The sequence below is a fragment of the Desulfovermiculus halophilus DSM 18834 genome, from assembly GCF_000620765.1.
In the GTDB taxonomy this organism is placed as follows: domain Bacteria; phylum Desulfobacterota; class Desulfovibrionia; order Desulfovibrionales; family Desulfothermaceae; genus Desulfovermiculus; species Desulfovermiculus halophilus.
Map to the genome: position 1 here is coordinate 43,893 of NZ_JIAK01000020.1, position 10,240 is coordinate 54,132.

At 54.9% G+C, this 10,240-nt stretch carries 10 protein-coding genes and 1 pseudogene; 5 read left to right on the top strand and 6 right to left on the bottom strand.

The genetic code is table 11. From position 1 onward, the window contains the following. Positions 1–3: 3 nt before the first annotated feature. Positions 4–186: a FeoB-associated Cys-rich membrane protein gene (locus tag N902_RS19260; protein ID WP_084288202.1), complete on the bottom strand. Its 183-nt coding sequence runs from the start codon at positions 184–186 to the stop codon at positions 4–6. Between the two features lie 17 nt (positions 187–203). Continuing rightward, positions 204–908 (bottom strand): TFIIB-type zinc ribbon-containing protein, encoded by a 705-nt coding sequence (locus N902_RS17410; protein WP_051564505.1) that lies wholly within the window; start codon positions 906–908, stop codon positions 204–206. 191 nt (positions 909–1,099) lie between these two features. On the opposite strand from N902_RS17410, the gene N902_RS0110425 reads away from it, so the two are divergent. Next, on the top strand, positions 1,100–1,450 hold the full coding sequence (locus N902_RS0110425; protein WP_027370890.1) for a hypothetical protein: 351 nt from the start codon (positions 1,100–1,102) through the stop codon (positions 1,448–1,450). 149 nt (positions 1,451–1,599) lie between these two features. On the opposite strand, the gene N902_RS17415 is transcribed toward N902_RS0110425, so the two are convergent. The 3 genes from N902_RS17415 to N902_RS0110440 all read right to left on the bottom strand — a co-directional run bounded on the left by N902_RS17415 (position 1,600) and on the right by N902_RS0110440 (position 6,981). Continuing rightward, positions 1,600–2,247 (bottom strand): 4Fe-4S binding protein, encoded by a 648-nt coding sequence (locus N902_RS17415; protein ID WP_051564506.1) that lies wholly within the window; start codon positions 2,245–2,247, stop codon positions 1,600–1,602. 83 nt (positions 2,248–2,330) lie between these two features. Beyond that, entirely contained in the window at positions 2,331–5,429 is a 3,099-nt protein-coding gene (locus tag N902_RS0110435) for an efflux RND transporter permease subunit (protein WP_027370891.1), read from the bottom strand. 430 nt (positions 5,430–5,859) lie between these two features. Then, a complete protein-coding gene (locus N902_RS0110440; RefSeq protein ID WP_027370892.1) occupies positions 5,860–6,981 on the bottom strand; it encodes an efflux RND transporter periplasmic adaptor subunit in 1,122 nt (373 codons plus the stop codon). A 115-nt stretch (positions 6,982–7,096) separates the two neighbouring features. Here N902_RS0110440 and N902_RS17420 point away from each other — a divergent pair, with 115 nt between their 5' ends. From N902_RS17420 to N902_RS0110455, 3 genes are all read left to right on the top strand, one after another. Next, positions 7,097–7,741: a CBS domain-containing protein gene (locus N902_RS17420; protein WP_051564507.1), complete on the top strand. Its 645-nt coding sequence runs from the start codon at positions 7,097–7,099 to the stop codon at positions 7,739–7,741. Positions 7,742–7,775: 34 nt separating this feature from the next. After that, positions 7,776–8,312: an HPP family protein gene (locus N902_RS0110450; protein ID WP_027370893.1), complete on the top strand. Its 537-nt coding sequence runs from the start codon at positions 7,776–7,778 to the stop codon at positions 8,310–8,312. A gap of 307 nt (positions 8,313–8,619) precedes the next feature. After that, on the top strand, positions 8,620–9,645 hold the full coding sequence (locus N902_RS0110455) for a uroporphyrinogen decarboxylase/cobalamine-independent methonine synthase family protein (protein ID WP_027370894.1): 1,026 nt from the start codon (positions 8,620–8,622) through the stop codon (positions 9,643–9,645). A 15-nt stretch (positions 9,646–9,660) separates the two neighbouring features. On the opposite strand, the gene N902_RS17425 is transcribed toward N902_RS0110455, so the two are convergent. Further along, positions 9,661–9,912, bottom strand: coding sequence for a DUF488 domain-containing protein (locus N902_RS17425; RefSeq protein WP_034622502.1), 252 nt, complete (start codon positions 9,910–9,912; stop codon positions 9,661–9,663). 43 nt (positions 9,913–9,955) lie between these two features. Here N902_RS17425 and N902_RS0110465 point away from each other — a divergent pair. Next, positions 9,956–10,240 (top strand): annotated as a pseudogene (locus N902_RS0110465) (hypothetical protein); the annotation flags it as partial.

The following is a 10,240-nucleotide window of genomic DNA, read 5'->3' on the forward strand; positions in this document are numbered from 1 at the left end:
TTCTTAGTCGCTGCCCTGCTCCTGGTCCACAGAGGACCTTATTGTGCATTCGGACTGGACGCTGCATTGGGAACACCCGGAACATCCGCATTCAGCCTGTCCGCTCCTGCTAAAGGTCCGATACAGGCGACGGACGACCACGATCGCAGCGACAAGAACGATACCTGCAACTATAAGTTTTTGCATCTCACCCTCCTGATTTCCTACCCCAACAGAATCCGTCGGGCCAGATCCTGAGCTTCCGGAGTCGATAGTCCCTGCGTGATTCGACCTTCGATGTCTTCCCTGGAAAGGGACTGGGCCTTGGACTCTTCCTCTAACCCCGCAAGCGTGGCCGCATCCCGGACAATACGGACTTCCAGGTCCGGATCTGACCAGGGCTTGGACAATTGGTCCAGCACGGATTCCACCTTATCTGCCACATCCGGCTTAGCCCCGGCTTTGTCCAGGATATCCCGAGGGGTTTGCTGAAAATCCATGCCTTGCCCGTTGGCAGTATCCGCCTGCTGGACATACAACAGATGAGCGGCCATGATAACGGCACCCATGTCGCCGCCGACGTCTTTCCCCAGCCGCTCCGCGTATCTGGCCGCATTCTGGGCCTTCTGCATCAGCTTTGGCTGTTGCAGAAGCAAGCGTCTGACCTCCATGCCGACCTTGTCTTTGATCAGGTCCTGCTGCTTTTCCTTGATGTCGTCCGGCAGGGCGCCCAGACACTGTTCAGCGAATTGACAATAGGCGGCACAGCCGAAATCCATTTCCGGATTCACGAACCTGTGCCCGCAATGCGGACACTTCCGGGCCGTATCATCCTTAAAAAATTCCACGGTTTCATTGCACTGGGGGCAACGGGCCTCATATATGGCGTCCTGTTTCCAGAATCTGCTGTCTTGGCCTGGGCATTTCATATCCGTCCTCCTGTGCTGACATTGCCTGGGACCATCCGTTATGGTGAGTGGTAAGTATGATCGTATACCCGGATAAGGGCGCTATCATTGATGCAGGTCAAAGAATTGGGCTGCTCATTGTGTATATAATCATTTTGAACCCATTTGAAACCCGGTACCGCAGCCCAGCAGAACGTCCTGCGGAGAGGAATATGTATCTACATCGAATTCTGCTTGTTTTTCCGTTTCTCAGCTATTTGTTTCTGGCAGCCCACGAGCTGCGAGTGGGCAATCTCTGGGTCATGGCCGGATGGCTGCTCATAGCCGTTGCGCTGGTTATTCTCCGCAGGCCTTGGGTCCGCCACCTCAGTGCCCTCACCCTGATGCTCGGTCTCTTTCTGTGGATCAAAGTGACAGTGCAGCTGCTTCAATTCCGGCTGGCGGTGGATGAGCCGTATACCCTCCTGCTGACCATCATGGGTTCAGTGGGCGTTGTAATGGCTGTATCCATTGCCATTATGCTGAGCCAAACCATGCGGGACTGGTTCACATGCAGAAGGTGACAGGGAAGCAGCCCCTGATCTGGATTTTCGTCCTGAGCACAGGCCTTCTGCTGCTGGCCCGCCAGGCCTCCCCTATTCCCGTCCTCCTCGCCGACCGCTGGCTGCCAAGAGCCCGGATACCTCACCCTGTTTCTGGGCGTGGCCAGAATCTAAGGGGCAGAACCAATCGGCTCCATAAACCCGATCTCTTCGGTTCCCTGCTCAGCCACCACCTGCCCGAACCTGACTCCAGGGCGATAATGCCTTTGGTGCAGGGTCAGACATTTTTGCAAAGCTTTCAGCATTTCCTCTCGGCTGTATATCCCGGACAGCTCCTCAGCCAGCCTCGGGTGGCGGCCGAGCTTACCCCCGACCTGGACTCTATAGCCTTGCCGTGCAGGGAAAAGGGCCTGTTCCGGACAGCTCCTGATACATACGCCGCAGGACAGGCAGCGGCCGGCATCAATCCGGGCAATGCCTGAGTCCAGATCAATGGCCCCTTCCCGGCATACCTGTGCGCACTGCCCGCAGCCGGTACATCTTTCTGAATCCACCTCAGGATGCTGGGCCTGGAGGAGGCCAAAATCCGCTATCTGAGGCCTTGAGCATCCGTTGGCACAGCCGGAGACGCTGACGCTGAACTGGTCCAGGGGCTTGATCTCCCTTTGCAGGGCCTTGGACAGGCACTCGGGCCAGCCAGAGGTTTCCAGGACGGACTCCAGATCCTGCTTCAGTGAGGCATCCGGATCCAGGACATTTGGACATTCCCTGCTTTCAATTCCCCAACACAACTTAATTCTATAGGCTTTTCTGGTCATATCTTTTCCTCATTACCCCAACATGAAGGAACTCCGTCGCGACAAAAATCTTCACTCTATTGACTGGGCTGAAAATATGTAAGTCAGTCCCGCATCCGCTTGAACTTCCTCAGCACATCATCAAACACGGTATAGAAAATCGGCACATAGACCAGGGTCAGGAATGTGGAGACCAGGAGCCCGCCGATAGCCACCACCGCCAGGGGGGAGAGGCGCTCCAGACCGACGGCCATCTCCATTGCAATGGGCAGCATGCCGGCCATGGTGCTGGTAGCGGTCATGACAATGGGCCGGGTCCTGGTCTGGATGGCCTGAACTATGGCCTCCTGCCGGGCCAGTCCATCTGCCCGGGCCTGATTGATGAAGTCCATAAGCAGAATGGAGTTGTTGACCACGATCCCGGAGAGCAGGACCATGCCCATGGAAGCCGGCATGCAGAAGTGCTTGCCGGCCAGGAGCATGCCCCAGGACACACCGATGAAGGCCAAAGGAATGGCCACCATGATGACCACGGGCTGAACAAAGGACCGGAAGATGGGAACCAGGGAGAAGTAGAGCAGGATCAGGGAGAACATGAGGGCCTGTCCCAGGCGGGAGAAGCTTTCGTTCATGTATGTGACCTCTCCTTCCTGACTGAGGCTGTATCCCGGCGGAAGTCCCATTCCGGCCAGGGCCTTTTCCACTCCGGCCTGAAGGTGGGAAATAGCCATGGTATCCCGATACCCATAGACATTGACCACGCTCTGCAGATCCTCCCGAATAAACCGGTCCTGGGTCAGGACCCGCTGGAACTCGGCCACCTCCCGCAGGGGGATGGGGCCTTGATCAGACATGACCGTCACATCCTGCAGGCCCTGGATTGACCATGCCTTGTCCGCAGCCAAGCGGACCTGGACCTTGATCCCTTTCTGTCCCGGAATGCGCAGCTCTGACGCCTGCATTCCCTGGGTGGCTGCAGCCAGAACCCGGCTGACCTCCGAGACCGTGATCCCGTAGGCGGCCATGCGCCGATGATCCAGAGTGATTTCCACCTCTTCCTTGCTCCGATCCCATGACCGGCTGATCCCATTCAACCCCGGCACCTCCCGCAGCCTGTCCTCCGCTTCTGCAGCCAGACCATCCAGAACCCGGGGATCCGGGCCGGCGATCTGCACATCGATGGGCGCACTGATCGAGGACAAAGGCGTGGCTCCGTATTCGTACACACTGAACCGCTCCAGCCCGGGCAGCCGGGCAAAGTCCGTGCGTAGCTCGGATTCGATCTCCCAGATGGACTTGTCCCGGGCAAAACGATCCACAAAATGGACAGTTATAACTCCTTCCTGGGCGGTGCGCTCCGCACCGAAGCTGATAACCCCGGGCTCGGCCCCGCCTTTTGTACTCATGCGCACAAAGCCTGGATATCGGGCGATGACCTCCTCCATACGGGCCACCGTTTTTTGGGTCTCTTCTACCGAAGTTCCCGGTGATGTCTCGAACTCGACCATCATGATCCCGGTATCCATGGGGGGCATAAGATCCTTTCCGGCCAAAGGCATCTGGCGCATGCTGAGGACCAGAACAACAATTCCCAGAGGGATGAACAGCCATCTGGCCCTGGACCCCAGACGATAGACGTGAACGAAAAAGGACTGCAACGGAGCGACGATCCGAGATGAGAGCCAGTCAAGGACCATGGCGACTTTGTCTTCCATGCGCGAGGAGCCCAGGAGATACGGGGCCAGGAGGGGAATGACGGTTATGGAAACCAGGTAGGAGAAGATCAGAGCCAGAGACAGGGTCAAGGCCAGAGGGCGCAGGATCTGCTGGGGATATCCGCCCACAAACATGATGGGCAAAAGCACGCTGACCGTGGTCAGGGTCCCGGAAAAGTCGGCCAGGTAGATCTCTCTGGTCCCGGAACGGGCCGCACGGCGGGGGCTTTCGGCGCCGGACCGATAATGACGGTCGATGTTTTCAATGATCACGATGGAGTCGTCCACCAAGAGGCCCACGGCCAGGATGATCCCGGTCATGGTCACGATGTTCAGTTCCAAGCCCAAAAGGCTCATGCCGGCGAATGTGAGCAGAAAGGTAAAAGGGATGGAGACCACGGTCAGGGCCGTGGCCCTGGTCCGGGCCAGGAGGAGAAAGATCACAGCCACGGTCAGAATCACTGCGCTGCGCAGGGAGGAAATCATGTTCTGAATCGAGGTCTCAATGATATCCCCGCTTGTGTCCACAATTTCAAGCTCCAGGTTGGGAAAATCCTGTCTTACCTGTGGCAGATGCTCTTGGAAGGAAGCCAATGTGGAGCTGATGTGTCCGGTTTCCGGACGCAGGATATTCATACCCACGGCTTCCGCTCCGTTGCCCCGAAAGAAAGAGAACATATCCTGGTGAGCAAAGGATATGTCGGCTACATCCCGGAGGTGGATCTCCCCCGACCCGTCGCTGGCCAGGACGATATTTTCAAGTTCCTCAGCCTGCAGCTTTTCCCCCTGGATGCTGACCAGGTACTGCTCCTGGGAACGGATGATCGTTCCCCCGGGGATATTGGCATTCTGAGCAGCCACGGCCGATGTGACCTGCTCCAGGCTCAGGCCGTATTCCTCCAGTTTGATCCGGTCCACGGCCAGACGAATTTCCGGTTTCCGCCCTCCGAAGACCTCTACCTGGGATACTTCCGGGATCCGGAGCAAGGCCTCGCGCAGATCGTTGTCGCAGATCTGGCGGGTCATGCTCAGGTCCAGGCCGGATTCGCCGGCCGGCTTCACGGCCAAGGTGGCTGCCGGGGAAGTGGCGTCCGTGACCCGGAAAATGCGCGGCGGCAAAAGCCCGTCAGGCAGGCCGGACCAAATCCGGTCCAGGGCCGAGCTGACATCGACCACTGCCGCATCAATGCCTTTTGTGTACTCGAATTCAACACTGACAGCCGCAACCTCATCCTTGCTCACCGCCCGTACTGTCCTACTCTGGTCCAGGGAGGCCAGCTCGGCATCCACATATCTGGCCACCCTGGACTGAACGTCCTCGGCCGAGGCTCCCGGCCAGATCAAAAGCACGGATACCGAAGGGTAGTTGGCCTCTGGAAACAGGTTCTGGGGCAGGCGCTGAAAGCTGGCCAGCCCCAGGGCCACCCCCAAAAGAACCACGGCCAGAACCAAGTGAGGATGTTCAAAGGTCTTGTCTACCAGAGTCATGAATCAAGGACTCTTTTCGGGTCATCGGTTGTCAGAACGTTCATTCCGTGTCTTTCTTCTTTTGTTTCCAATGATATTTTCTTTGAATTGTAGAAGATTATTGGTTGGGTTTGTATGTTCATTTTGTATTTAACATACTGATATAATATATTATCAACTGAACATATCCAGAAACATTCAAAGAACAAACCGAACATTTCCAGCTAAGCAACAGACGAACACCTGGAAAACGAACAGATGTCGTCAATGTTTTCCACAGGCTGTAGATTATACAGCAACACAAGAGATTCTTAAGTTTCTACAGTCCGTTAGAATGACAAGAGCGGACATCAGAACCATCCGGCGGGCCTGCTTTTTTATGTCTTGTCATTCTGAGCGAGTCTGGGAGCGAAGAATCTCTCATCAAAATGAATAATAGACCCGGTTCTGTTCAGTCTGATTTTATTGTCTCAACTGGACCGGTTTCCACCTTCATCCCAGGGCTCAAGCGCATGAGCTTAGACAATGCACCAACGACAACTCGTTGTCCGGGTTGGAGTTCATTATCCATGAGCACAGCCCTGTCCGCGGTTCTGGAGAGTACGTGCACCTGATGCATCTGAATTCGGTTTTCCTCGTTCACGGTGAAGACAACATCTTCTTTTTCCTGGCTGAGCAAGGCCCTGGAGGGAACAATAATGCCCATGGCCCTGGAAACAAGAAGCTCAACCTCCAGGCTTGAACCACTGGGCAGTTCAAAGGGCGGCTTTTGCATGAATGCTTCGACCTCAACCAAGGGTGAATTCTGGGACGTGGCTGGATGTATGCGGGTTATGTCCGCTTTCTGGGTTTTCCCTTGAGAGTGAATGCGGACTTTGTTCCCGGGCAGCAACTTGGTGTGGACCTCGGCTGGAACCCGGATATGTATGTTGTACCCAGCTGCGGAATCTTCGAGGATCATGACCGGCTGTCCGGGCTGAGCCATATCCCCCGGTTCTTGAAGCCGTTTGTGTATCCGTCCGTTTAGGGGTGCCTCCAGGCGGGTATAGCTCAGCCTGGTTCTGGCTTGATTTAGTTCGTTTCTGACTCGTTCCCGGCTGGATTTGGCCTGGTTCAGATTGGACAAGGTGCGGTCTATTTCGTCCTGGGATATAGCCCCAGGAGCCAGCTTTTTCTGTCGGGCACGGGTCTTCTCCAACATCCAGATCTGTTCTTCGATCCGCTTTTTTTCCGCCTCCAAAGCCTGAATGTTTTCCTGGAGTTCCCGGTCATCGAGGCGAACCAGAAGCTGACCGTCTTGGATATGTTCTCCGGCATGACCTTGCATACCCACTATTCGCCCCTGTATTCTGGGACTCAGTGCTATGCTTCTCTCCGGACGGAGGATGCCCCTGTAGGTCTGGCTGACCTGCAGGGTGCCGTCGGATACCGGTGCAGTCTGCACGGCCAAAGCCGGCTCCTTGGTTGCCTGTACCGAAAAGATCTGCTGTCTACGCATGTGAACCAGCTTTATACCAGCCAGGACCAGAGCGGCCAGCAACAGGAGAATAATGAATCGTTTGAGCCAGGGCATGCCTTTTCCTATCGCAATTTTTTATCTGTTCATTTGATCTGTATCAAAAACATTGCAGCCGACCTGGGTTAGAAAGAGATTGCAAACATGGCCGATGAAAACCAAAGGAGCAATTATGTCCCCTATTGACCCCCGAGATAAAGAGGCTTCGGAATATTTATCCATGGGCCTGGATCCAAACAATCTCACGGATCAGGATATCCTAGAGGCCATGAAACGGATCTCCGGATATCTGGACATCACTCCAGGTGATTTCAAGGAAGTATACAAAGTGGCCTATGCCCAGGCCCACAAGCGTATCCTGTCTACACCAGCCCGGGACATAATGACTAGCCCGGTGCATTATGTCCATGCGAATCAGCCGGTTTTGGAAGTGGCCAAAATGCTGGCCCGGATACAGGTGGCCGGTGTGCCGGTGGTGGAGACAGAGGGTGGAGCAGTGGTGGGCGTCATCTCGGAAAAGGATTTCATGCACAGGATGACCGACACCGAGCAGAATTTTATGGGCCTGGTGGCCTCCTGTATGGGCAGCAAAGGATGTCCAGCCCTGAAAATTAAAGGTCAAGCTGCTGCGGACATTATGTCCTCTCCTGCGGTGACTGTCTCTCCGGAGGAACCTGTGCATGCAATGTATGAAATAATGCAAGAAAAAAATATCAATCGGATACCAGTAGTTGAAAACGGCAGCTTGATCGGGATTGTCTCCAGGGACGATCTGCTCGACGCCTTGGCCTTTATACCTGGAAGAGACAAGAACTGACCGTAACCGCAATACAGCAACAACGGAGCAGCAAATGAGTTTTTGGGAAAAAATGCGCGGAACAACAACCAGTCCGCCCAGGGTGAGCATCCCGGAAGTCATCTGGTCCTGGATTGGCTCCTTTCTGGGTATAGCGGCGGTGGGGTTGGTGCACTTCAATATGCTCACCGATTCGGATATGGTCATGATCATCGGCTCCTTCGGGGCGTCGGCCGTGCTCATCTACGGGGCGATCAAAAGCCCACTAGCCCAGCCCAGGAACCTGATCGGGGGGCACGTCATTTCCGCAGTCATCGGCGTGGCCTGCTTTCAGCTCCTGGGCGGACAGATGTGGCTGGCCTCGGCTGTGGCTGTGGCCACGGCCATCGCTGTCATGCACCTGACCAAGACCCTGCACCCGCCCGGAGGGGCAAGCGCCCTGATTGCGGTTATCGGCAGCGACCAGATCCATGCCCTGGGCTATCTGTATGCCCTGGTTCCGGCCGGCAGCGGGGCGGTGATCATGCTCGTTGTGGCCCTACTGGTGAACAATATTCCCAAGAGCAGGTATTATCCGGAGTTCTGGGTATAAGGAAGCGGAATTACAACGGGTTGCATACTCTCCATCGCTCCAGTTGTTTTTAGAGCTCCCACGCTCTGCGTGGGAATAATAATGCAACAATGTGATCATGTATGAAAATTTGAGTCATCCCTTCCGTCATTCAGGCAGGCGAAGGCCGGAATCCAGAGCAGATAGGATAGAAAGTCTTTCCCTGGATTTCCCCGCGTCTCGCGTGATGAGTCTGATCCCGATGTACTCGAATGATTCGGGCCGGGCAATGACGGAAGGGCAATCCGTAAGTTTTATAAATCCACATTTTCATACTCAGGAGCTTCCTATGCCCATCCCCGGCAATCTTCTGACCACGGCCATGGCCGTCATGCCCCATACGGATGCTCAAAAGGCCCAGGAGCTGGCCCTGTCCCTGGACATCCCCTATTGGCCGCAGCTCCCTCTGCTGAGCTATTATGAAGACATGTACGTTCAGGCCTCGGAACATTTTCCCGGAATCGTCCTGGACGCGGATAACAGAAAGCTGGGATTTTCCATGGACAAGTTTACGGCTGAGCTGGACGAGGCCATGGCCCACTTCGAGGATCCGGAATACTTTGATGTCAGTCCGGACTACTCTGCGGTCTACCATCATTTTCTCGATCTGGACCTGAGCGGTTACCCGGCCATCCGGGGACAACTGGAAGGACCGATCAGCTTCGGCTTTAATATCGCGGATGAGAACGACCGGCCGATTCTATTCGACGATACTGTCCGTCCGTTCCTTCTGGAGTTCATGGTCAAGCGGATCAACGTTCAACTGGATAAACTGAAGGCCAAGAACGAGAACGCCTTCATGTTCGTGGATGAGCCGGGCCTGCAGTTCATCTTCAGCGCCCTGTCCGGATACAACGATGTAAAGGCTAGACAGGACATGGAATACTTTTTCTCCCTGATCAACCGACCCCGGGGAATCCATCTCTGCGGGAACCCGGACTGGGATTTTCTCTTAAACCTGGATCTGGATATTTTGTCCCTGGACACCTACAGCAACGGTGAACGCTTTGTGGGCTATACGTCCGGGATCAAGCGTTTTCTGGATCGGGGTGGGGTGATCGTCTGGGGCATGGTGCCCACCAATTTCGAGCCATTTGACCAGGAAAACCTGGATTCACTGACCTTGCAGCTGGAAAATCTGTGGGGGAAGCTGGAAGCCAAAGGAATCGACCGGGATTTTCTTCTTTCCAGGAGCCTGATCTCACCGGCCACCTGCTGCCTGGTCAATCCGGACAAGACCAAAACCGTGGAAAAGGCCTTTGCCCTGATCCGGAACCTGTCCGGACAGCTGCGGGAAAAATACGGATTGGAGTAACCGAGGAAACAAGGCTTATGGGATCTGGAAGATCCCAGGCCCTGATAACCGATCATTATTTTCATTTTTCTCTTTGGATATAATATACTCCCGAATGGCCACGGCATGGTTATACTCGGTATCTTTGGCCGCAAAGAGCAGGGTGACCTGCTGCTTTTGGGCCAGGTCCAGGAGCTTGTTCACTGCTTCCGGATTCTTCTGAAGTTCCGAAGAATACCTTTCCTTGTAACAGTTTAGCCCTTTGAAAAAATTGCCAACAAGAAGCAAAAATTAACTGGCGTCGGAGGGAGAGATTTGATACCTTCTCTCCATGGCCGATCAGAAGATTATTTTTAAGTTCCGTTCCCGTGAGTATTCAGAAAATGACCTGAAAGCTATCCGCCAGGTCATCTCTGAGAATTTCCACCTGGGACGGACTCAGATATCATGCATCCTGGCCCAGACCTGGGAGTGGAAACAGCCAAACGGGAAATACAAAGAGTTTGCTGTCAGAGACACTCTTCTTCGCATGCAGGAAGCGGGGCTCATCGAATTGCCCCCGCCCTTGAGGCGCAATAACAACAAAGCCAAGAAGCCGCTACAGGCACCGCTCTTT